This window comes from Vibrio alginolyticus NBRC 15630 = ATCC 17749 (genome assembly GCF_000354175.2).
Lineage (GTDB): Bacteria > Pseudomonadota > Gammaproteobacteria > Enterobacterales > Vibrionaceae > Vibrio > Vibrio alginolyticus.
On the sequence record NC_022349.1, the window covers coordinates 397417 to 422102 of the forward strand.

Here is a 24686-nt window from a genome sequence, read left to right on the forward strand (position 1 = left end):
CAGAATTAGATTCAGGAAACGCTTTGAATCAATAGTTTGGTAGGGATATATGATGTTATTTCGGGGGTGTTTGATTTATTTATCTGATGCTTTAACTTAATTTAGTGAGTTGAGCGACGTGCTTTAATAAGCTTCCGTCAATGTTAGGTAAATCATCAGCGAAAAATATCTGAGCACCGGGAGTGCAGCGCATTAATATATTTGTTAGTTCACCTTCATTGTTGGAAGTGTTAACTGCGTTAAGTTTCGCTAATTTATTACAAAGCTCGTCCTCTATTTGCACTTTCTGCTCTTCGGTGAGCCTAATGCGACCTATACATACGCCTGGGTTGATATCATGAGAAAGCGAATCTTGTTGAAATCGCTCTTTGAATAAGGTGTCTAATGCCGTACCTTCTTCCATAATAAATCGACGACCAGAACGGTAAAACAAGCCGTCTCCGAAGTTTTCGACATATCCTAGAATTTCCGCGATACGCAAATAGAATCGTAAGCTTGTATCAGAAAGTCCGTAAGTTTGGGCTATCTCTTGCGGTTTAATATCACGAGAAGTCAGCATATAAATAAAATCAAGTAAATAAGGATGCTCAACGAAAAGGGCGCTCTCTTCATCTGTTAGCATTTGCTCGTTTTGGTGCTGAAGCTCGTTGGCTAAGGTTGCGAGTTCGATGAGATCGGTATTCAGGTAGTTCAGATAAATAAGTACTTTATCCAAACCTAAAGCTGGATTATGTAGGTGGCGTTTAATACTAGATAAAGGGATGCCACTTTTCTCTGACAAGGAATTGTAGCAAAGCCCTTCTTCTTTAATCTTTTGTCGTAGCGCTGCAAGTAAAAACTTTGGTCCAACATTCATCCTTGAATATCACCTTATTCGTTATTCCGTTTACTGGCTGATATTTTGCCTTTCAAGCAGCAGGTTTCGAATCGCTGTGCCTGCTTCTAGAATGTGCTTTTTCAGTAGGTACTTGGCGCCTTCGATATCGCGATTTTGGCACATTTCAAACAAGCTTAAGTGCTCTTCTTCTGCCTTTTTAATGCCTGTAGTAAACAATAGCTGCATGCGTATGTATCGGTCACACTTTGTGTTCAGGTTGTAAATGACGTCCATAGTTTCAGGCATGTTGGCTGGCGCATATAGGGCTTTGTGGAACTCGTAGTTGTAGTTGCTCCATTCTTCTACTTCGTCGCCACTGTTCACTACTGACTCGAAACGTTCGCGAACTTCGCGCGCGCGTTCAAGGTCAGCGTCTGTCATATTTTGAATCGCGCGCTCTAAAATGTGGCATTCCACGACAGCGCGCAGTTCAAATAGCTCATTGATTTTCTCTGGAGATAGCTCAGTGACCGTCGCACCTTTGTGAGGTTCAAAGCTAACGAGTCCTTGTGCTTCCAATTGAACTAACGCTTCACGCACAGGAATTCGGCTAACATTAAACTCTTTTGCTAACGCATCTTGACGTAAAGGTTGACCAGTTTTTAACTCGCCCTTCAAGATCTGAGTTCGAATTGCTTCCTCAACGAGCTGAGTACGCGTTTTAAAAACAGGTTTCTGTGACATTGAAGTCTCCCGTGAAATTAATATTGTATCCAATCCATTTTACTTTAGTAGTTTATTGTTTTTCTGGCACAAACCAACTAGGAAAGAAGGTTTTGAGAAGTAGAGTGAAATAAAAGGCATCAGTTGATGCCTTTTTGAGCCATTTGGTGATTTTATTGGGACACACTGCCATCTATGGCGCGTTGAATACCCAGTGGATTCGACGCTTTTAATGAATCCGGCAATAAAGATTCTGGTAAAGCTTGATAAGCGACGGGACGCAACCAACGATGAATAGCCTCTGCCCCGACAGATGTTGAGGCAGAATTGGTTGAAGCCGGATAGGGTCCACCATGAACCATAGCGTAACCAACCTCGACGCCAGTTGGCCAACCGTTGAATACAAGGCGTCCGGCGATTTCTTCCAAACTTGGAAGCAGTTGCTTGGCTTGTTCTTCGTCTTCAGCGGTAGCGTGAAGGGTTGCGGTGAGCGAGCCAGTCAGTGAATCACTCAGTTTCAACATGTCATCGAAATCTTCACAGATTACGATCAACGATTGAGGACCGAATATTTCTTCTTCCCATTGCGGGTTTTTACGCCAGTTTTTACTGTCCGTCACGAACAGTGCTGGTGCGACATTGGTCACTTCTGCTTGTTCAGAACGAGTTACGTTAATGCCTGTTTCGGAAGCTCGCTTATCCACTTCGGATTCATACGTTTCTCGGATTCCTTGCGTTAGCAAAGTGGCCGTTGATTGTTGTCGAATTAACCCTTGAGCGATTTCGATAAAGGCTTGCGTTTCTGGGCTATTCAAGACAAATACAACGCCTGGTTTTGTACAAAATTGTCCACAGCCCAAAGTCATAGAAGCCACAAACTCTTCAGCCAATGAGGCGTTTGCTCGTATGGCTGAAGGGAGAATAAATGTTGGATTAATAGCCCCTAGTTCACCATAGAAGGGGATTGGCTCTGGTCTTTGCTGAGCTAGATTGAACAGCGCACGGCCACCACCGACGGAACCTGTAAACCCAACCCCTTTAATTTTTGGATGGGTAACGAGTGCTTGGCCAAGTGCGCGTTTGTTGCCTTGCAATAGCGTGAAGATGGCTTGCGGTAAGCACTCTTTCTCAAGTGCAGCCTCAATACACTCTGCAACAAGTTGACTGGTGCCAGGGTGGGCGGTATGGCCTTTTACAATCACAGGACAGCCAGCTGCCAGTGCCGAAGCCGTATCACCACCTGCCGTAGAAAATGCGAGCGGAAAATTAGACGCACCAAACACGGCGACAGGGCCAATTGCGATTTGCTGACGACGAATATCTGGTTTCGGCAGTGGTTGACGGTCTGGGTTTGGCGTATCGAAAATTGCTTGATGGTGATTACCCGAGCTCACAACCTCGGCAAATAGTCTTAATTGGCTCGCTGTACGTCCTATTTCACCGCTTAAACGTGCTTCGGGAAGGGCAGTTTCTAAATGAGCACGAGCAACGATTTCTTCACTCTTCACTTCCAATTCAGAGGCGATAGAGCAAAGTAAGCTCGCTCGCTTTGCATTGCTTAGTTGGCGAAACTCACGCGCAACGTTTTGGGCGGCTGAGGCGGCTTGATTAACTTCTTGCTCTCCATGTACCGGAAACGCAATAGGTAGAGGCTCACCAGTAAAGGCGTTGACTGCGTAAAAAGTGGTTGGTTCTTGTGGGTTCATCATTCTTCCTTACTATCCTTATTACTTCACTTCAAATCCGTACGCATATGGGTCTTCATCGTCTACCCATATTGTGTTGTGACCGTATACTTGTGCCCATCCTTCAATACTTGGCAAAATAGCGGCTTTGCCATTCACTTCGGTAATGCCTTCTATACGTCCTTGAAATAGGCTGCCGATGATACTTTCGTGAATAAAGTCTTCTCCTTGATTGAGTTTGCCTCTTGCATGCCATTGCGCCATGCGTGCACTAGTACCCGTACCACATGGCGAGCGATCCAACGCTTTGTCGCCGTAAAACACAGCATTTCGAGCGGTGGCGTTTTCTTGAGTGGGCTCTCCGGTCCATAGCACGTGAGAAACACCGCATACTGTTGGATCTTCTGGATGTACGCACTCAACCGCTCGAGATACCGCTTCGCGAACTTTTGGTGAAAGCATCAAAATTTCATCTGGAGAGTAGTGTTCAAGTCCGGCATAGTTTTCTTGAGGATCGACGATTACGTAATAGTTTCCGCCATAAGCAACATCGACAGTGAGCTCACCTAAGCCCTCTATGTCCACGGTTACGTCTTGGTGGGCAAGGTAAGCTGGTACGTTAAATATCCTCACTGACGTGACCTTGTCACCTTTTGTTTGGTAGTGCACTTCGATTTGTCCTGCTGGGACATCAAGTATCAAACGGCCTTCTTTTTTGGGAGTGATAAGGCGATTCTCGATAGCGGTAGTGACGGTTCCAATGGTGCCGTGGCCACACATTGGTAAGCAGCCACTGGTTTCAATAAACAGAATTGAAGCGTCTGCGTTATCGCTGCAAGGAGGCAAGACAACTGACCCCGACATCATTGAGTGTCCGCGAGGCTCAAACATGAGTGCCTGACGAATCCAATCATAATGCTCAAGAAAGTATTGGCGCTTTTCGCTCATGGTATTGCCTTCGAGTGGAGGCACACCGCCTGCGACCAGCCTAACTGGGTTGCCGCAGGTGTGGGCATCAATACAGAAAAAAGTTCCTTGTCTCATTTTTCGCTCCTTGCTGAAAAAATGGTTGAATTAAACAATAGTGATGTTAACGTAATGTAAAATATATTGTATACAATCTACGTTTTCAAGTGTGACTCGGAGCATATTTATGTTGGTCAAGGATGAAACAAAAAAGGAAAGGATCGCCGTGATAGGTGCGGGGATTATTGGCTTATCAATTGGATTGAAGTTGCAGCAGCAAGGTTATCAAGTCACAATTTTTGATCCCAATGGCGTGGGGAATGGATGCTCTAAGGGAAATGCAGGTCATATCGCGACTGAGCAAATCTTCCCTCTTGCAACGCCAGCGCTGCTTCCACAATTACCTAAAATGCTGCTAGATCCCAAAAGTCCGGTTTCGATCCGTTGGCAAGATATTCCAAGCACTATCGGGTGGATGATTCGTTTTCTATTACAAACAAAGCCATCAGCCGCGGAGCAGGCAAAAAACGCGATTAAAACTCTTAACGAGCGGTCAGTGGCAAGTTGGCGTGGCGTGCTTGATTCAATCGGAAAAGCGCATCTAATAAAAATGAATGGTTCATTGCTCACTTTTGAAAACGAGAAACTGTTTAAAGACTACCAAAGTACGCTTAACTCACTGGTCAAAAACGGTGTGGCGTATCAAGTTTGGACGCAAGAGGCGATTCGAAAGCGGATACCTGATCTCAGCCATAAGGTTCGTGTCGGCGTCTTTTTTCCCGATACAGGACATACGCTAGACCCTTATCAGATCTGTGTTGAGCTAAGTGAAGCTTTTGAAGCTCTTGGCGGTAAGATTTTACAAAAAGGTGTATCTGCGTTGGAGAAAAATGGTGATGTGTTGGTTGAGTCTCAAACACATTCATTTGACCGAATCATTGTTGCCGCTGGTGTACATTCTAAGCCTTTGATATGGCAGCTAACCGGAGTCAAAGTGCCTATTCAAGCCGAGCGTGGTTATCACCTAATGGTGGATGACAAGCGTGATGTACTGCCATTTCCTATTAGCTCTGCCGATAGAAAATTCATCATGACTCCGATGTCTGGCGGGCTACGCTTGGCAGGCACTGTTGAGTATGCCGATGTAGAATCACCACCCAATATGAAACGTTCAGAAATGCTTTTTCAGTTAGGTGATGAGATGTTTGAATCGGAGTTAAATCCACTCAAGCAAGGAGAAAAGTGGATGGGTAATCGGCCTTCAACAGTCGACTCGTTACCGGTTATTGATAGCATTTGGGATGGAAATGTATTACTGGCATTTGGCCACCAACACCTTGGATTAACTCAAGCGGCGATTACGGCAGATCTCCTTTTAGAGCTTATCGAAGGAAAGCCGACATCGATTGATCTATCACCTTTTTCATTACAACGATTCGCCTGAAAAATTTAATATTAAATATTGTATAAAATATATTAAATGCTAATGTTAACTTAATTTTAACAAAAATGGTGTCCAACAGCCGTACTCGGATGCCTCCAGAAAAACAACCAAAAGGAGTAAAACATGTCACGAATGACCAAAGCACCATTGGCGCTGTTGATTTCAGGAATGCTGTTGGGGGCCTCTGCTTATGCTGAAGACAAATTGACGGTCGTATCTTGGGGTGGTGCATTCACCAAGAGCCAAGTGGAGGCATATCATAAGCCTTTCATTAAAAAAACAGGTGTTGAGATCGTATCCGAGGATTTCAGCGGCGGATTAGCTGAAATTAAAGCACAGGTGGAAGCGAACAACGTGCGCTGGGATTTGGTTTCTCTCGACAAGCCAGACATTGTTCGTGGTTGCGCCGAAGGGTTACTAGAACCAGTGAACCCAAGTATTTTGCCTCCGGGCGCAGATGGAACACCAGCACAAGAGGATTTTATTGATGGTGCGATTCACGAGTGCGCAATCAATACCATCGTAGTGTCCACTGTATTAGCGGTGAACGAAGACGCGTTTAAAGGTAAGGCTTTGCCAAGCAAGTTGACCGATCTTTTTGACCTAAAAACTTTTCCAGGTCGACGTGCATTGCAAAAACAACCTCAGGGCAATCTTGAGTGGGCACTATTGGCTGATGGTGTAAAGCCAGAAGAGGTCTACAGCCTGCTCGAAACCGAAGCGGGGCGTGAGCGTGCTTTTGCTAAGTTGGATACGATCAAATCAGAAGTACTGTGGTGGACAACAGGTGCCCAGCCACCTCAAATGCTTGCAGACAAAGAAGTGGTGATCGCCTCGGCGTTTAACGGCCGAATCCACAATGCCCGTAAAGATGAAGGTCAACCATTTCGGATTATATGGGACCGTCAAATGGGTTACATGAATGGATGGGCGATACCTAAAGGGAGTGAGAACACAAAGCTTGCATTGGACTTCATTGCTTTTTCTTCAGGAACAAAACCATTAGCTGATCAAGCTAAGTACGTTGCCTATGGGCCTACGCGTAAGTCGTCTTCGGCGGAGGTGAACCCAGACATTTTAGCGAACCTTCCTACCGCACCTCAAAACTTCCAAACCGCCTTCCTGATTAACGATGAATGGTGGTCAGACTACGCGGATGAACTCAATGAAGAGTTCAATACCTGGCTGCTTAACTAGGCGTTAATTTGTGTATGGGGTCGAGTTTTCATCCATAAGCGAGGTTCCGTACTTTCCTCAACTGTATTTATGTTTTCGGAGAAATGATGAAAGTCATCGAAGCACAGCAAGTCGCGCAATGTTTAACAATGAAGTCTCTTATTGAAACGATGCGTGAAATGTACTCGCGGCCAGCAACAATACCTCAACGCCGAGTCATGCCCTTAGAAGAGGGAGAATACGAGGCGTTTGCGCTACTTCCAGCTTGGAACCAGGAGTTGATTGCGGTGAAAGCCTTTACGTATTTCCCGCATAACCCTGAACAAGGCAAAGATACGCTTGCATCTAAGCTGCTTATTTTTAGACGAAACGATGGTGAGCCGCTCGCACTCGTGGACGGTAAAGTTTTAACGTTTTGGCGCACCGCCGCAGCTTCTGCGTTGGCAGCGGACTATTTGGCGCGTCCCGATGCTGATCGTCTGTTGATCTGCGGAACGGGCAATCTTGCGCCTTATTTTGCGTGGGCATACGCTGCGGTTCGCCCACTTAAGCAGGTTTATATTTGGGGGCGTAACTCAGATAAAGCCGAGGCGACGGTAGATGCCATTGTGTCATCTTCAGAGTATCAGTCGCTTCCTGATGAGCGTCGGTTTCGCGTTTCAGTCGTAGAAAAAGTGGACCACGTTATCAAACACGTTGACATCATCAGCTGTATTACTGCATCAGCAGAGCCTTTGTTTAATGGCGCAGACGTGCAGCCGGGCACCCATATTGATTTGGTCGGTAATCATGACTTGGACAAGCGTGAATGTGACTCCGAAGCAGTGCAACGAGCACAGGTGTATGTTGATAGCCGTATTAATGTATTAGCCGAAGCGGGCGATCTTCTCATTCCAATTCAAGAGGGCGTATTCACGTCAGACGATATCAAAGGGGAATTACCGCAGCTTTGCGCCCAACAAATCTCAGGACGTCAAAACGATGAGGTCATTACTTTATACAAATCAGTTGGCAGTGCTTTGGCTGATTTGGCCGCTGTAAAGGCGGTGTTGTTAGAAAATGGCATAGATAGCCATGTCTGAGCATTTTCGCTCGTTCATTTAAATTGCATACAATATACATATAAGGAAAGTAGTTCATGAAAATTGATTGGAAAGGTGTTTATCCGGCGGTCAGTACGCAATTTCGTCAAGATCAGTCAATTGACTTAGACGCAACGCAAACCGTTATAGACAACCAGATTAAAGATGGTGTGAATGGCATTATCTGCTTGGGTACTGTCGGTGAGAACTGCGCGTTGTACCCGGAGGAGAAACGCCAGGTTTTGCAAGCGGCAAAAGAAGTCGTAAATGGCCGTGTGCCTTTGATTGCTGGTACAGCAGAGTCTATTACCACAGCAGCTGTTGATTACATGCAGGATGCGTACAAAATTGGTATCGATGGTTGTATGGTGATGCCTGCCATGGTTTACCGCACGTCTGAGAGCGAAACGTTCGAATATTACCGCACGCTAGCAGAAGCAACGCCAGAAATGCCAATCATGATTTACAACAACCCGGTTGCTTATGGTGTCGATGTAAACCTCGATATCATGGCGAAACTGGCTGAGTTTGAAAGTATTGTAGCTATCAAAGAGTCGACCACTGATACTCGTCGTATCACCGAGCTTTACAATAAATTTGATGACCGCTTTACCGTGTTCAGTGGTGTTGATGACATCGCTCTTGAATCATTGATGCTAGGTGCGACCGGCTGGATTTCTGGTTTAACCAACGCATTCCCAGAAGAGTCCGTTGCGATTTATAAACTGGCAAGCCAAGGTCGTTATGCTGAAGCGTTAGAGATCTACCGTTGGTTCTTACCCCTACTGCGTTTAGACACCATTCCTACGCTGGTTCAGTGCATAAAATTGGCCGAGCAAGTCTGCGGACGTGGCTCTGAACAAGTTCGTGCGCCACGCCAACTCTTACAAGGTGAAGAGCGTCAACAAGTCATTCAAATGGTTGAACATGCGTTAGAAACCCGCTTAGACCTATCCAAATACAATCTGTAATTGTGCTGTTTAGTAGAGCGTTAACTGACGCTCTACTCATTCGTAATATTCAAAAAATGAGAAGAGGGAAGTCATGAGCACGGAAAACAAGGACTATGTCAGCTTTCAACACGTTAAGAAAACCTACGATGGCACGAATTTGGTGGTGAAAGACTTCAACTTAGATATTACTCCTGGAGAGTTCGTTACTATGTTGGGGCCGTCAGGATCGGGCAAGACCACTTGCTTGATGATGCTAGCAGGCTTTGAAACTGCGACCGGTGGAGACATTTATATCGATGGCGTTCCTGTCAATCATCTCGCGCCGCACAAGCGCGATATTGGTATGGTGTTTCAAAACTATGCGTTGTTTCCACATATGACCATTGCTGAGAATCTTGCGTTTCCTTTAAAGGTGCGAAAACTCGACAGTGACACGATTCAAAGCAAAGTTCAGAGTGTATTAGAAATGGTCGAGCTTGAGCATGTTGCGACTCGATACCCAAAGCAGTTATCAGGTGGTCAACAACAGCGTGTCGCGTTAGCGCGAGCATTAGTGTTTGAGCCTAAACTCGTTTTGATGGATGAACCACTAGGCGCGTTAGATAAGCAGCTGCGTGAGCAAATGCAGATGGAAATTAAACATTTGCATGAAAAGCTTGGTATCACCATTTTGTATGTGACGCACGATCAAGACGAAGCTCTCACTATGTCCGACCGTATTGCGGTTTTTAATCACGGCGAAGTGCAACAACTCGCGACACCAACCGAGCTTTATGAATCTCCGAGTAATACGTTTGTTGCACAGTTTATCGGAGAAAACAACCAACTCTCAGGTTTAGTCAAAGAGTGGAACGGAAAGTATTGCCAAGTGCTCGTTGGGAAAGAGTCATTTACTGCGAAACCTGTCAGAGTCTCTGAGCAAGGGCAGAGAACAACACTTTCCATTCGACCAGAAAAGATTGTTATTCAACCAGAGAAAGCGTCTTGCGAGAACCAAGTCTCAGGCGTCCTACGAGAATTGATTTATCACGGTGATCATTATCGTCTGGTCGTCGAAGTAGAGAGCGTTGGTCACTTCATCGTTAAAGTACCTAACGATAATCGTAAACACTTGCAGTTAACGCCTGGCTCAATTTGTCGTATTGGTTGGCAAAGTGACGATTGCCATGCTCTTGATGGGACACAAACTCAAAGTAGCGAGGTAGCAGCATGAGTCGAGAGCTAACCGCATTAGATTCTGTATTGGAGATCGAACGCCAAGTTCATGAGCAAGAAACCAATCTGAAAGCGCAGTTGCAAAAGGCGGAGCGCCGAAAAAAGCTTCGCTCCATTATGCTCACAACGCCATTGGTGTGTTTTATTCTGCTTACGTTTGCTTTTCCTATCCTCGACATGCTTTATCGAAGCGTGGATAACCGAGAAATATCCCTTTCACTACCACAAACTATTCAAGCCTTAGAAAGTTGGGATTATCAAGGTCAGCCTCATCAAGAAGTCATTGAGGCATTCTCTGTTGAAGTACTTGCGCTTTATCAAAGCAAAGAGCTACCGAAAATAGCCAACCGGATGAATATTGAAGAGTCTGGTATGCGCAGTTTACTCATGAAAACCGGCAGAAAGTTGTCTCGGTTGACGTCGCTGCCGATCTCGGTGACACAGCTAGCTAAGCTGGATAAGCGTTGGGCTAATCCTAAATATTGGGCGGCGTTTAAGAATCTTAGTGGCGCATTCACATTCAGTCATTATCTTGCAGCGCTAGACTTGCAAGTGAATGAGTTTGGAGACATTGAGCCCCAACCAGAAAAACGCCAAATATACGTCGACCTTTTCTTTAAAACTTTTTGGATGTCTATTTCAATCACCTTAACTTGTTTGGTGATGGCGTACCCCGTTGCTTACCTGCTTGCCAATTTACCTGATAAGCGCGCGAACTTACTTTTAATTATTGTGCTGCTGCCATTTTGGACATCATTATTAGTCAGAACCACGTCTTGGATTGTTCTGCTGCAAAACCAAGGGGTCATTAATGATCTCCTTATTTGGTCGGGTTTTACTTCTGAGCGAATTCAGATGATTCACAATACCTTCGGAACGGTGGTGTCTATGGTGCACATTCTGTTGCCTTTTATGATCCTGCCTCTGTATAGCGTAATGAAAGGAATTAGCCCAACTTATTTCCGTGCCGCTCGTTCTCTAGGCGCGACGCCTTTCATTGCGTTCATCAAAGTTTATATGCCGCTTACGTTACCGGGGATAGGTGCGGGGGCCTTGCTCACTTTCATTCTTTCTATTGGTTTCTACATTACGCCCGCTTTGGTTGGTGGAAGAAGCGGACAGATGATCTCCAATATGATTGCCTATCATATGCAGACATCACTGAACTGGGGGATGGCTGGCGCATTGGGTGGACTGCTTTTGTTCGTTGTACTGGTTCTGTTTTATATGTTCAACCGTGTGGTTGGCACTAACAACCTTAAGGTAGGGGGATAACCATGGCATTACCAAACTATGCATCAAAAGTAGAGCGAGTCGCGTACGCAGGTTACTTAGTTTTTTGTGGGTTGGTGCTGTTCTTTTTAATCGCTCCAATTCTGACCATCATCCCGTTATCGTTTAATGCAACGCCTTACTTTACTTTTACCGAGGGGATGTTAAACCTTGACTCGGCAGCGTATTCTACTCGCTGGTATCAAGAAATGTTTACTAGTGAACAGTGGCTGTTGGCGCTGAAAAACAGCACGTTCATTGCTTTTATGGCGACACTCGTTGCAACAGGGCTAGGAACTCTGGCGGCGTTGGGTTTAGCCAGTAGTAATTTGCCTTTTCGCAATACGATTATGGCGCTGTTGATCTCACCCATGATCGTACCAGTCATTATCTCTGCTGCTGCGATGTACTTTTTCTACACACGCTTTGGCTTATCACAAACTTATTTAGGCATCATTTTGGCACACGCTGCGTTAGGTACGCCTTTTGTCGTCATTACCGTTACTGCGACGTTAAGCGGCTTTGACCATAGCTTGGTAAAAGCGGCGGCTAGCTTAGGCGCAAACCCTGTTTATACTTTCAGACACATTACCTTTCCGCTGATTCGTCCGGGGATGATATCTGGCGGCTTGTTTGCTTTTGGCACCTCGTTCGACGAGGTTGTGGTGGCGTTATTCCTGACTGGGGCAGAACAAAAAACCGTTCCGAGGCAGATGTGGTCAGGAATTCGAGAGCAAATTAGTCCGACCATATTGGCGGTCGCTACGTTGTTGATTTTTATGTCGGTGTGTTTGCTCGTGACATTAGAAGTTTTGCGTAGACGTAATGTACGCATTCGAGGCATTCAAGAGTAACCAAACTTTTTCTTTGTTGGTCACTTTGCACTTTTGTTTAGGGGCACCTCAATTTTTGACCAAATGCGCCTCATTGTAGGCGCTTGTCTTTTTTGTGTATCTTCAGCGATGACTGACATATCACTCTGGTAGCTTAATGCCAGCTTGCTCGAAACGTGCCAAAGGCGACTTGTTTGATTGCTGATACCAACTAGCTGGCATGTTTGATTTAAGTCGCGCTTTTTCTTCCTTGCTAATCACAACATAATGCAAAAACGTATCAAGTGTGGTTCCCATCACGTCAAATGTCATTTCCCCATCTTTGCTGATGGCTTTCAATAACCCAACCACGGCTTCCTCAGGGACTAACGGTTCAACCACCGCCTTTTTTCGCTCTTTTATTGATGTTGAAGCGGGCAGTCTTGCACGTGCCGTCTCCCAACAAACTTTGTTGGTTTTACTGACAAGGTTGTGCTTGTAGCAGTAGTAACTGAATAAAAAGCGTGGCAGGTTTTGCCAGCGTTCGGCTTGGACTTCTAACCAAAGATGTTGTAGCTCAATATCAGCGTCGGTCATAGGAGTTGTTTAGCAAAAAGAAAAGAAACCATTTTATCGCTTTTGTGAGGAGCAATAAAAGATATTTGAATGGAAAGATAAACAACTAGTTGATCAATATTACTAAAGCAAATCGATTTCTGGCAAGCTCGTGCAACGGCAACTCGAGTACCAAAAACTGACACCGTCACGTTCAGTTGTTAACAAAATGTTTCATCTTGTCTTGCGAGTAGATTATATGGAGATGCTCTTGCAGTAATAAGGGCAGTGGCGATGCAAAAGACGTAATGCATTTAAGGAAAACTCAATATAGAAGAAATTAGATGGAACTGAAGACTTTGAGTGTCGCGATTGCGACAACATTAACCAGCACTGGCGTATTTGCGTTAAGCGAGCCAGTTTCTCAAGTTACAGAGCAACATGCACATTCGGCTCATACACACGGTGTTGAATCCAATCGAGTTGAATACCAACCAACCGCAACTCTCCCTATTCAGCCCTCCAAGGCAACTCGAGTACAGTCACTTGAAAGCCTTGATGAGTCGAGCACTGCTTGTGATTTGGAAGCATTGGTTACCGAAAGCAGTAACCAATTGATCAGCGAAATTTTAAGTCAGGGCGCGACGTGCGTGAACCAGTTATTCTCTGCTGAAAGTCGGATTCAGGAGTCGGTATTTAGCTCCGATCATATGTACAACATTGCGAAGCGCACTACGACATTGGCGAAGGGGTATACAGGTGGCGGGAGCGATGAACTCGAAACGTTTTTCTTATACTTGCGCGCGGGTTATTACGCCGAGTTTTACAATGACAACATCTCATTTATTGAATGGGTTACCCCAGCGGTGAAAGAATCCGTGGATGCGTTTGTTAATAACGCAAACTTCTATGAGAACAGCGACCGTCACGGCAAAGTGCTTAGTGAAGTCATCATCACTATGGATAGTGCGGGCTTGCAGCACGCGTACTTACCGCAAGTGACCCAGTGGCTTACACGTTGGAATGATCAATACGCCCAGCACTGGTATATGCGCAATGCAGTTAACGGTGTTTTCACTATTTTGTTTGGTGGGCAGTGGAACGAGCAATTTGTGCAAATAATTGGCAACCAAACGGACCTTGCCAAAGCTTTAGGCGATTTTGCTCTGAGGGCATCATCAATCGGTGCTGAAGATGAGTTCATGGCCGCGAATGCGGGGCGAGAGCTCGGGCGTTTGACCAAGTATACGGGTAACGCGAGTTCTGTTGTGAAGAGTCAGCTGAGTCGAATCTTTGAACAGTATGAAATGTATGGTCGGGGTGACGCGGTTTGGCTTGCGGCGGCGGACACTGCCTCATATTACGCAGATTGTAGTGAGTTCGGAATTTGTAATTTCGAAACTGAGCTAAAAGGCTTAGTGCTATCGCAAACTTATACTTGTAGTCCAACAATTCGAATATTGTCCCAGAATATGACGCAAGAGCAACACGCGGCCGCATGTTCTAAAATGGGTTACGAAGAGGGTTACTTTCATCAGTCATTAGAAACTGGTGAACAGCCAGTAAAAGATGACCACAATACTCAGCTCCAAGTCAATATCTTCGATTCAAGCACCGATTATGGTAAGTACGCAGGGCCAATTTTCGATATTAGTACTGACAATGGCGGTATGTACTTGGAAGGCGATCCTTCCCAGCCGGGGAATATTCCCAACTTTATTGCTTATGAAGCCTCTTATGCGAACGCGGATCACTTTGTCTGGAACTTAGAGCACGAATACGTGCATTACTTAGATGGTCGATTTGATCTCTATGGAGGGTTTAGTCATCCAACTGAAAAAATAGTGTGGTGGAGTGAAGGCATTGCAGAGTATGTCGCTCAAGAAAATGACAACCAAGCAGCACTTGAGACGATTTTAGACGGCTCGACATATACCTTAAGTGAGATTTTCGAGACTACTTATGATGGGTTTGATGTCGATCGAATTTATCGTTGGGGGTACTTAGCTGTACGTTTTATGTTTGAAAATCATAAAGATGACGTAAACCAAATGCTGGTGGAAACACGCCAAGGGAATTGGAGCAATTACAAAGCAACGATCACCCAATGGGCGAATTTATATCAAAGTGAGTTTGAGCAGTGGCAGCAAGCCCTTGTCTCAAATGGTGCACCTAATGCAGTCATAACCGCAAACAACAAGGGGAAAGTCGGTGAAAGCATTACATTTAGCAGTGAAAACAGTACAGACCCAAACGGGAAGATCGTCAGCGTCTTATGGGACTTCGGTGATGGCTCGACAAGTACACAAACCAAGCCGACGCACCAATATGGGAGTGAAGGGGAGTATTCGGTCAGTCTAAGTGTGACAGACAGTGAAGGCTTGACGGCAACCGCCACTCATAGTGTTGTTATCTCAACGTTGGGCGGTAATGACACATTGCCACAAGACTGCGCGGTGCAAAGTAAAGTAAGCGGTGGGCGCCTAACAGCAGGAGAGCCTGTTTGCTTGGCAAATCAACAAACCATTTGGCTGAGCGTGCCAGCGGTGAATGAGAGCTCAAATCTGGCGATAACGACGGGGAACGGTATGGGCAACCTAAAGCTTGAATACAGTAACTCTGGTTGGCCGGATGGTGCTAATCTTCACGGGTGGTCAGATAATATTGGTAATGGAGAGTGTATTACGTTGTCAAATCAGAGTAACTACTGGGGCTACGTTAAAGTCTCTGGTGACTTTGAGAATGCCGCCATCGTCGTTGATTTTGATGCTCAGAAGTGTCGTCAGTAGGGCATTTTAACTGCATCATTTTAATTTAATTGATCGCCTCGCTAACATTGCGGGGCGTTTTTGTTTTTCACGCCGTTATCTCTATAAAAAAACCAGCCCGAAGGCTGGCAAACAAGGAGTTTGAGATGAAAATGAAAACGTTATAAAGCTTGCTGATATCCTATTTCTCAATAAGTTGGGTTGTGCGTTGAAGCCAGTTTTTATCTTGCGTATCAAGAAAAGGGCTAAGTGCTTGATAGACTCGTGAATGGTAATGATTGAGCCAGTCTAGCTCTGCTTGATCTAGCATTGATAAATCAAGGGCGTTGGTCGCAATTGGAGCAAGAGTGATGGTCTCAAAACCGTAAAACGTGCCGAACTCATTTTGTTCTACTTCTACAACTTTAAGAATGTTCTCTATTCTTACCCCGTACTCACCTTCGCGATAAACGCCTGGTTCATTAGTAATGACCATACCCGGTTTTAGCTCAACCTCATGGTGGCTTTGCGAGAAATTTTGTGGGCCTTCGTGAACATTCAAGCAAATGCCCACGCCGTGTCCAGTGCCGCACTTGTAATCAATACCATGTTGCCATAAGACGCCACGCGCCATGATATCAAGATTGGCACCCGTAGAGCCTTTCATGAATCGAGTCTGAGTCAGTCGGATGACCGCTTTGAGCACCAAGGTATAATCTTTGCGCTGCTTAATGGTCGGTGACCCGAAGTGGAAAGTACGGGTGATGTCTGTTGTCCCGCCAAGGTATTGGCCACCAGAATCGACGAGAAAGAAGTTGCTTTCATTGACTGCCGCATTGCTTTCTTCATCGGCGGCATAATGCATTTTTGCCCCGTGAGCTGCGAAGCCTGCGATAGTGCGGAAACTGTCACTCACATAATGTCGGGTTTGACGGCGATAGTGATTCAGTTGTGCCTCAGCAGACAATTCTGTAACGAGTCCGCTTGGAACTTGCTCTTCGAGCCAGTTCATAAACCTTACGATTGCCACACCATCATCTGTTAATGCCTGTTCTAGGCTAGTTAGCTCGGTCGCATTTTTTATGGCCTTCATTGCCGTTACAGGGCAAGCCATTGGCTTTAGATTCACATTCCCTTCAATCGAACTCACCAATAAGCTGTCTGTGTGGGTCGGGTTAAAAGCGAGCGATAATCCCTCACATTGCTGATTCAAATACTGACTTACGTAGTTGTAATGGCGAATGTGTACACTCTGCTCGGTCAGCGCTCTTTCAACGTCTTGAGGCAGTTTGGCTTTATCAATAAACAGTGTCGCAAGTGATTGCTCTACGACTAGATAGGCTTCAGAAACTGGGCAGTAATTCGTATCACCACCTCGAATATTCATTGTCCACATGACATCATCTAGCGTTGACACTAATAAGCTATCTACTTGGTTCTCGGTTAACCAAGAACGGATTCTCGCTAACTTATTTTCAGTGTCAACGCCAGCAAAAGCGGTGGGGTGCTCGAATACGGGTGCACTTGGGCGAGGTGGTCTTTCAAGCCAAATCGGTGTGAGTAAATCCAGGTCGACAATGATCTTAATGTTTTTCGCTTCAAAGGTTTGTTTGAGGCCTTGATAAAAAGCGTAACTGATGGCGCGCCCGTCAACCGCGATAATACTGTTTTCTGGTAGCGTGGTAGCCAGCCATTTGGCAACTGTCGGCGTTTCTGGTTGTTTGGCTTTAAACAGTTCAAGTCCTGTGCCGTGTAACTGTTCTTCAGCTTGAATATAGTAACGACCATCAGTCCACAGGCCACCACCTTGTTGGGTAATGACGACATCGCCTGCTGAGCCGGTAAAACCTGAAATCCAGCTTCGCGCTAACCAATGATCCGCTGAGTATTCACTGTTATGTGGGTCATTGTTGGTCACGATATATGCAGACACGTTGTGAAAGGACATTGCCTCACGCAATAACGTAAGGCGTTGGTTTACTGAGTTAGTATTGTTCATTAAATGGTTCCTAAAGTCATATTTGAGCAATAGATATGATGCTGCTCCGAGCCTGTTTTTATTGGGTTCTGTTGCCCGCATACTTCTGTTGCTTCTGGGCATCGAGTACGAAAAACGCAACCGCTCGGTGGGTTAAGTGGAGAAGGAAGATCGCCGGGCAATAGTTGTATTTCACGGTCACGTGCTAATTGCGGATTAGCTATCGGGACAGCAGATAACAGTGCTTTGGTGTAGGGGTGTTGAGCATCATCAAATACTTGATCGTAACGTCCTACTTCCATAGGTTTACCAAGATACATCACCATAACGCGGTCGCTGATATGGCGCACCACGCTTAAGTCATGCGCAATCATCACCAGTGTTAACCCCATTTCTTGTTTAAGATCATCTAGAAGATTGATGACCTGAGCTTGTATGGAGACATCTAGTGCACTAACGGGTTCATCACACACGACCAAATCTGGATTGAGAATTAATGCTCTGGCAATGCCCACACGCTGGCATTGACCTCCGGAAAATTCATGTGGATAGCGGTTTCGCTGGCTCGCCAAGAGACCCACTTTATCCATCATAGCGATGACACGCTTTTCTACCTCTGCCCGTTTAAGCTTTGGCTCGTGGGTGAGCAGTGGTTCGGCGATGCATTCTGAGATGGTTAACCTCGGATTCAAACAAGCGGATGGGTCTTGAAACACCATCTGAAATTCTCTGCGTCGAGAGGAAAGCTCTTTTTTACTAAACCCGAGCATGTCTTGACCTTTCCAAGTCAACTCGCCATGTGTAGGTTCAATTAAGCGAAGTAAGGCGCGAGCAAGTGTTGATTTTCCGCAGCCTGATTCCCCCACAATGCCAAGTGTCTCACCTCGGTAAACATCTAAGTCGATACCATTGACCGCTTTCACGATTTTACGTCGACTTGGAATAAGATGACGTGAAACAGGAAAGTGGACGTTTAAATCACGAGCAGACATGAGGACTTCTTTTTTATTCATAACGCCTCCTTAAGCTTTTATTTGAATGGGAGTGATAACACTGGGTGCTTTAACGTGACAGGCAATGGACTGGCTCGTGTTTAATGGAGAAAACCGTGGGGTTTCGTATTGGCAACGCGTCTCTCGATGCTCGCACCGCTCTTTAAACGGACACCCTTGATGGTTAATCAACGCACTTGGTGGGTTACCTGGGATGGTTGGTAAGCGCGGCATATCTTCAGTGATGGAAGGAATCGCCTTTAGCAGACCTTGAGTGTAGGGGTGCGCAGGTTGAGCGAACAATGTCTCGGTATCGGATTGCTCCATTTTTTGACCACCATACATGACCAATACGCGATCACACATCTCGGCGACGACGCCCATATCGTGAGTGATCAGTAAAATAGCCGTATTGAACTCTTGTTGTAAGTCTCGTAATAGCGTCAAAATTTGAGCTTGAACGGTTACATCTAACGCGGTGGTTGGTTCGTCTGCAATTAACAACTCGGGCTTACACAACAAGGCCATCGCTATCATGATTCGCTGACGCATTCCGCCAGATAATTCGTGAGGGTATTGATTCATCCTAGTTTCGGGAGAGGGAATACGCACCGCATCCAACATGTGAATCGATTCAATTTTTGCTTGTTTTCGGGTCATTCCTTTATGAATCATGAGAACTTCACAAAGCTGTTTGCCAATTTTCATAAATGGGTTGAGTGACGTCATCGGATCTTGAAAGATCATTCCGATTTTCTCTGCACGGATGCGGTTGAGCTGCTTTTTAGACATCGCGAGTAAATCATCACCGTGGAACATTGCGCTTCCAGACACGGCGCCGTTATCCGCGGTTAACCCCATTAATGCGAAAACAGACTGGCTTTTTCCCGAACCTGATTCCCCAACAATCCCAAGAGTTTCGCCCGCTTTAATCGAGTAGGAGAGATTACTGACCGCTTGCACTTGCCCATCTGGCGTATCGAAGCGCACGTTCATGTTTTCAATAGATAGCATGGGTTTGTCCTTATCGGTCTTTCGGGTCAAGAGCATCACGCAAGCCATCGCCGATGAAGTTAAAACAAAAGAGGGTGGCAACTAAAAACAGAGAGGGAAAAAGCAGCATCCACAATGCAACGTCAATCGTTTTTGCGCCTTCGGAAATTAGGATTCCCCAGCTCGTGTCTGGTGGTTGAACACCAAGCCCTAAGAAGCTCAAAAACGATTCGAACATAATGAATCCTGGTACCATTAAGGAGGAATAAACCATCACGATCCCAAGCACATTAGGCAGAACATGGCGTCGGACAATTGTCAATTTAGAAACCCCAATAGAGTGTGCGGCTTCGATGAACTCTCGCTTTTTTAGACCGAAGGTGACACCACGTACAACACGGGCAATGCCCAGCCAAGATACCATTCCGATCACGATAAAAATCAGGTAGATGTTGTTGCCAAAAAGGGTAACAAACAGGATAACCATAAACATAAATGGCACCGAATCGAGCACCTCAATAATGCGCATCATTACGCTATCGACAACGCCGCCAAGATAGCCGGAAATACTTCCCCAAATCGTACCAATAACAACGGCGACTAAGGCGCCAACAAAACCTACCAAAATAGAGAGCCTGCCACCTTGCATCGTGCGAGCGAAGACATCTTGCCCGAGATCATCGGTACCAAAGTAATGGCCACTGCTCAGTGAAGGTTTCCCTAGCTCGTATGGATCGATGAGCACTTCCCAGTCAATTTCATCATGGCCAAAAGCGGCAAGAGAGGGGCCGAAAGTGATGCATAAGGTAATGAAAGCCAAAACATACACTGATGTCATCGCGGCTCTGTTTTTACGAAATCGAGTCCATGCATCCTGCCAAAGACTGCGACCTTCGACGGCTTCAATATTGTCGACGACTTGATCTTGAAGAGCTTGTGTATCCAGTTTTTTGATCGTTAACATACCGGACTCCTAAACGCGTATACGAGGGTCGATAATCGTATATAGCAAGTCGACCACAAGGTTAAAGAAGATAGTGAGTGAAGCGACAATCAGAGTAATGCCCATTACTAGGCCGTAGTCGCGGTTGAGAGCCCCAGACACAAAGTGTTGTCCCATGCCACCTGTACCAAAGAAAATGTCGATAATTACCGAGCCTGTCACGACAGACACAAACGCAGGGCCGAGCATCGCAACGACGGGAATCAGGGATGGTCGCAAAGCGTGATGGAATAAAATGTAGGTTGTGGACAAACCTTTGGCCTTTGCCGTTCGAATGTATGGTTGGTTAAGTGTTTCAATCATTGCGCCACGCATGACGCGTGCAATACTCGCAATGGAGCCAATCGCTAGGCTGAGCACGGGAAGAACAAGAAAAGCCAGCTTTCCTCCTTCCCAACCACCAGCAGGGAACCAGCCGAGCTGAATAGCGAAGATCATGACTAAAACTGGAGCAAGCACGAAAGCCGGAACTACAACTCCAGTCATCGAAAGTGTCATCAGGCCGTAATCTAGGCGGCTATTTCGGTTCAATGCCGCAATAGTGCCAAGCAACATGCCAAGTGGAACGGAAATACAAAAGGAGAGTACGCCTAATACTGCTGAAACTGGCCATGATTGTGCGACGAGCTGTGTAACACTGAAGTCTTGATAAACGAAGCTCGGACCGAGATCTCCTTGTATGAAATTACCAATGTAAATCCAAAACTGAGTAAGGAAGGGCTGGTCCAAATGGAATTTTGCTTCGATATTCGCACGTACCACCTCTGGCATAGGCCGTTCCATATCAAATGGCCCCCCTGGTGCAATGTGCATCAGCCAAAATGATACGAGTGCGATGAATAGAAGCGTGGGGATAGCGATAGCTAATCGCTTAACAATGTACCAAATCATGATCCATCATCCTTTGGTCGTCCGAAATCACTTCGAACGGTTATGAATAAAAAAATGGCCTGAGCTCAGGTTGCCTTCTCCACCGAGAGATATGAGGAACGACAAGTAAACATTGAACTTGCCGACTCAGACCGAAAACATGCTTTTAGTGGGCTTTCACATAGACATTCTTGCGGTAGTACGACGACTCAGGGTTTGTCAGTTCGTAGCCGCCCACATAAGGCTTGATGAGGTATTGATCGTTACCCGGACGATAAATAGGAATAATGGCCATGTCTTCAATCAGCATGCTTTCTGCTTGTAAATACAGTTCTGATGGGTTGCTCATGGTCTTTGAGCGAGCCATTAACTCGTCGTATTGCGGGTTGTTATAACGAGAATCGTTGTACTCGCCACTAGAAACGAAGATATCCAACCATGTAGAGGCTTCATTGTAGTCGGCCGTCCAGCCGCCGCGAGTAATGTCGGTCGGCTCTTTAAGTGCGTAGAACACTTTCGGTTCTAGCTGTTTTATCGTGACTTGCGCACCCAATCGGCTTTTCCACATGCCTGCCATGGTGGTTGCCATTTTTACGTCCATCGAGAAAGTTGGTACGGTAAACGTTAACTTAAGCGGATTGCTTTTATCGTATCCAGCTTCTGACAGTAATTGCTGCGCTTTTTCGATACGTTTATGGCGGTTCCAAGTTGCGAACTCAGGAGTGTGAGATTTAAAACCATCTGTTTGAGGTGGCACAAGGGTATACATTGGAACCCCACCGTTTCTCAAAATAGCACTCGTTAACAGTTGACGGTCAATGGCATATGAGAGGGCTTTACGAACCCGCACGTCTTTTGTTGGCCCTTGTTGAGTGTTGAGGTAATAGAATGTGGAGCCAAGAGACGCACTGGTGCTTGCCACTTCTTGTGGGCGTTGTTGAATTAACTTTTTCTTCTGAGCGGCAGGAATGGAAACCGCTTGGTCTATCTCACCAGCTAGGTAGCGGTTTAGCACTACGTTTGCATCACCAATTGGTAGCCAGGTGACTTTTTCCAGCACTACATTGCTTGCGTCCCAATAATGTGGATTTTTAACCATCACCAGTTTTTCGTTAACTTTCCATTCAGAGACAGTAAACGCACCATTTGTAACGATATGCTCAGGCTGGGTCCAACGGTTGCCATGTTTTTCAATGGTCGCTTTATGAACGGGGGCAAGCACTGGATGACTTAATAGTTTCGTAAAGAAGGGAATAGGCTCTTCGAGTGTTACCTGGAACGTTTTTTCATCCAGCGCCTTCACGCCCAAGGACTCGGGTGCGGCGTCGCCTTTCATAATGGCTTGCGAGTTTTCGATATTTGGAATGGCCGCAAACCAAGCGTAGGGTGAAGCAGTGCTTGGATTCAGTAAGCGTTGCCAGCTGTAGACAAAATCTTGTGCAGTGACCGTTTCGCCATTTGACCATTTTGCATCACGTAAGTGGAAGGTATAAACCGTATTGTTGTCATTGACTGACCAAGACTCAGCAACACCAGGAATGGTTTTACCTTGCTTATCTTGAATGACCAGACCTTCAAACAGGTCTCGACCGAGATTGAAAGCGGGCTCTGCGGCTTGCTTGGCTGGGTCAATAGAAGTAACTTCAGCCCCATTGTTTAGCGTAATTTCTTGTGTCTCATCGAGGGTCACACTTACGGGATACGGCGCGGCATAGCTTGATGTTGCCAGTATTGGACTCATCATCGACGCTAATAAAAGCAACTTAGGTAATTTCATCCTTGTCTCACTCTTTTCATCCTGAAAGATGCCAAAAATGTATATTGTATAAATTGTCTACACAATCGAGTTTTAACATTACTGTAACAGGGTGTCAGGTATTGAGCTGTCTGGTCTCAAAAAGTGAGCTAGGGGAATTTCTTTGAAGATCTGATATCAAGTTGGCATGACGGGAAGTAATTTTGCTTCGATACAAATTAAAATCCCCTTCAAGCACAGGCTAGAAGGGGAAGATAGTCAGTCTGCTCTTCAAAAGGCACGACGTTAACTGACTAGGAAATGTTTCACGAACTCAGTGATTTTGACCATATCACTTACCGCGATAAACTCTTCTGTCGTGTGTACTTTTGCCATGCCAGTTGAAAGATTGACCGTTGTGAGACCTTTCTTGTTAAAGTTGTTGGCATCGCTACCGCCGCCAGTGCCTTTTGTGAAGGCGTCAATTCCCAACTCTGAAAACGCTGCTTTTATAGCGTTTACGTGCGGGTGGTTTTCTTCAATAACAAAAGCGTCGTAGGCTCGGCTAGATTCAATGTCGACTTCTGCACCGTGTTTTTCACAGACAGACTCTAATGTTGAGATCATATGATTGACCTGAGCATCTAGTTTATCGCCATTCAGGGAGCGTGCTTCTGCCACGATTTTTAATTCAGGCATAACAATGTTTGTGGCCTGACCGCCATTCACTATACCGATGTTGGCTGTCGTTTCTTCGTCGATGCGAAGCAGCTTCATTTGGTTGATGGCATCTGCCGCCACCATGATCGCACTGATGCCTTCTTCTGGCGCAAGCCCTGCATGTGCTGGTCGACCTTTGATTGTTGCCACGATTTTTTGCTGGCCTGGGGCTGCGGTCACAATAGTGCCAATAGGGCCACCCGTATCTAACACGATTGCTTCCGTTGAAGTGACGTGTGACATATCGAAGTATTGTGAACCGAATAAACCGCCTTCTTCATACACGGTGAAAGCAAGTTCTAACGTTTTGTGCTCAAGGTTTTCCGCTTGAATACAACGAACGGCTTCCATGATGGCAGCAATACCAGATTTATCATCGCCACCAAGAATCGTATTGCCTTTTGAACGGATAACGCCGTCTTCGATGATTGGCTCAATGCCAATGCCCGGTGTGACTGTATCCATATGACAGCTCATTAGGATAGAGCCGTCTTTTTTGCCGTCTAAACGGGCGTACACGTTAAAGCCGTTAGAAATGTGCTTAGGTACTGGAAGCTTGTGCACGGTAAAGCCTAGGTCGCCTAGCTGCTCTGCCAGTGTTTCTGCAATTTGTTTTTCGTTTGTTGATTCGCTATCGATACGTACCAGTTGGCAAAAATGTTCAACTAAGCGTTCTTGATTGATGTGTGTCATTAGAAGTCTCTTTTTCTGATCGAGCGTGAAGCCTTGTGGCTCGGCTCGATAGGGAACAGAGCACCACTTATGGCACAGTTACTTTTAAATAAAACTGAGGTGAATCAATAAAGGGGTATCCATGACACGATTCTGACCGATGAGCCTTTCGAACTGTATGAAGCGTCACGAAACATTACTTTTGATGTTTTGCAGGAGCAAATGAATAAATCGGATAGAGATAGGGTGCAATAGATTTTCCATACCCTTTTACTT

Annotated in this window: 20 protein-coding genes; 8 read left to right on the forward strand and 12 right to left on the reverse strand. The window is 45.7% G+C overall.

Annotation, left to right across the window (positions count from 1 at the left end):
- Positions 1–91: 91 nt before the first annotated feature.
- The 4 genes from N646_RS01730 to N646_RS01745 all read right to left on the reverse strand — a co-directional run bounded on the left by N646_RS01730 (position 92) and on the right by N646_RS01745 (position 4269).
- A complete protein-coding gene (locus N646_RS01730; RefSeq protein WP_005377865.1) occupies positions 92–856 on the reverse strand; it encodes a hypothetical protein in 765 nt (254 codons plus the stop codon).
- A gap of 30 nt (positions 857–886) precedes the next feature.
- Entirely contained in the window at positions 887–1561 is a 675-nt protein-coding gene (locus N646_RS01735; protein ID WP_005377862.1) for a GntR family transcriptional regulator, read from the reverse strand.
- 152 nt (positions 1562–1713) lie between these two features.
- The gene (locus N646_RS01740; protein ID WP_017820890.1) at positions 1714–3246 is read right to left on the reverse strand and encodes an aldehyde dehydrogenase (NADP(+)); all 1533 of its coding nucleotides are present in this window, start codon (positions 3244–3246) and stop codon (positions 1714–1716) included.
- Positions 3247–3267: 21 nt separating this feature from the next.
- A complete protein-coding gene (locus tag N646_RS01745; protein ID WP_017820891.1) occupies positions 3268–4269 on the reverse strand; it encodes a 4-hydroxyproline epimerase in 1002 nt (333 codons plus the stop codon).
- A 109-nt stretch (positions 4270–4378) separates the two neighbouring features.
- Here N646_RS01745 and N646_RS01750 point away from each other — a divergent pair, with 109 nt between their 5' ends.
- The 7 genes from N646_RS01750 to N646_RS01780 all read left to right on the forward strand — a co-directional run bounded on the left by N646_RS01750 (position 4379) and on the right by N646_RS01780 (position 12187).
- Positions 4379–5635: an NAD(P)/FAD-dependent oxidoreductase gene (locus N646_RS01750; protein WP_017820892.1), complete on the forward strand. Its 1257-nt coding sequence runs from the start codon at positions 4379–4381 to the stop codon at positions 5633–5635.
- Positions 5636–5758: 123 nt separating this feature from the next.
- Positions 5759–6832, forward strand: a complete 1074-nt coding sequence (locus tag N646_RS01755; RefSeq protein ID WP_017820893.1) for a polyamine ABC transporter substrate-binding protein — start codon at positions 5759–5761, stop codon at positions 6830–6832.
- An 86-nt stretch (positions 6833–6918) separates the two neighbouring features.
- Positions 6919–7893, forward strand: coding sequence for a bifunctional Delta(1)-pyrroline-2-carboxylate/Delta(1)-piperideine-2-carboxylate reductase (lhpI, locus tag N646_RS01760; RefSeq protein WP_017820894.1), 975 nt, complete (start codon positions 6919–6921; stop codon positions 7891–7893).
- A 56-nt stretch (positions 7894–7949) separates the two neighbouring features.
- Positions 7950–8864, forward strand: a complete 915-nt coding sequence (locus N646_RS01765) for a dihydrodipicolinate synthase family protein (protein WP_005377851.1) — start codon at positions 7950–7952, stop codon at positions 8862–8864.
- A 73-nt stretch (positions 8865–8937) separates the two neighbouring features.
- Positions 8938–10059, forward strand: a complete 1122-nt coding sequence (locus N646_RS01770) for an ABC transporter ATP-binding protein (RefSeq protein ID WP_017820895.1) — start codon at positions 8938–8940, stop codon at positions 10057–10059.
- The gene (locus N646_RS01775) at positions 10056–11336 is read left to right on the forward strand and encodes an ABC transporter permease (protein WP_017820896.1); all 1281 of its coding nucleotides are present in this window, start codon (positions 10056–10058) and stop codon (positions 11334–11336) included. The genes N646_RS01770 and N646_RS01775 overlap by 4 nt, the downstream gene beginning before the upstream one ends.
- A gap of 2 nt (positions 11337–11338) precedes the next feature.
- Positions 11339–12187 (forward strand): ABC transporter permease, encoded by an 849-nt coding sequence (locus tag N646_RS01780; RefSeq protein WP_017820897.1) that lies wholly within the window; start codon positions 11339–11341, stop codon positions 12185–12187.
- Positions 12188–12307: 120 nt separating this feature from the next.
- On the opposite strand, the gene N646_RS01785 is transcribed toward N646_RS01780, so the two are convergent.
- Complete coding sequence (locus N646_RS01785; RefSeq protein ID WP_017820898.1) at positions 12308–12742, reverse strand: hypothetical protein; 435 nt, start codon at positions 12740–12742, stop codon at positions 12308–12310.
- A 302-nt stretch (positions 12743–13044) separates the two neighbouring features.
- Between N646_RS01785 and N646_RS01790 the strand changes: the two genes are divergently transcribed.
- On the forward strand, positions 13045–15489 hold the full coding sequence (locus tag N646_RS01790; RefSeq protein ID WP_017820899.1) for a collagenase: 2445 nt from the start codon (positions 13045–13047) through the stop codon (positions 15487–15489).
- A gap of 160 nt (positions 15490–15649) precedes the next feature.
- Here N646_RS01790 and N646_RS01795 read toward each other — a convergent pair whose 3' ends face one another.
- From N646_RS01795 to N646_RS01825, 7 genes are all read right to left on the reverse strand, one after another.
- Complete coding sequence (locus N646_RS01795) at positions 15650–17446, reverse strand: aminopeptidase P family protein (protein WP_017820900.1); 1797 nt, start codon at positions 17444–17446, stop codon at positions 15650–15652.
- A complete protein-coding gene (locus tag N646_RS01800; protein ID WP_017633963.1) occupies positions 17446–18438 on the reverse strand; it encodes an ABC transporter ATP-binding protein in 993 nt (330 codons plus the stop codon). Before N646_RS01800 ends, N646_RS01795 begins: the two co-directional genes overlap by 1 nt.
- Before the next feature lie 9 nt (positions 18439–18447).
- On the reverse strand, positions 18448–19431 hold the full coding sequence (locus tag N646_RS01805; RefSeq protein ID WP_017820901.1) for an ABC transporter ATP-binding protein: 984 nt from the start codon (positions 19429–19431) through the stop codon (positions 18448–18450).
- Between the two features lie 10 nt (positions 19432–19441).
- The gene (locus N646_RS01810; protein WP_005377839.1) at positions 19442–20374 is read right to left on the reverse strand and encodes an ABC transporter permease subunit; all 933 of its coding nucleotides are present in this window, start codon (positions 20372–20374) and stop codon (positions 19442–19444) included.
- Positions 20375–20383: 9 nt separating this feature from the next.
- Complete coding sequence (oppB, locus tag N646_RS01815; protein ID WP_005377838.1) at positions 20384–21304, reverse strand: oligopeptide ABC transporter permease OppB; 921 nt, start codon at positions 21302–21304, stop codon at positions 20384–20386.
- 145 nt (positions 21305–21449) lie between these two features.
- The gene (locus N646_RS01820; RefSeq protein WP_017820902.1) at positions 21450–23060 is read right to left on the reverse strand and encodes a peptide ABC transporter substrate-binding protein; all 1611 of its coding nucleotides are present in this window, start codon (positions 23058–23060) and stop codon (positions 21450–21452) included.
- 264 nt (positions 23061–23324) lie between these two features.
- Entirely contained in the window at positions 23325–24431 is a 1107-nt protein-coding gene (locus tag N646_RS01825) for a M20/M25/M40 family metallo-hydrolase (protein ID WP_017820903.1), read from the reverse strand.
- Positions 24432–24686 lie beyond the last annotated feature (255 nt).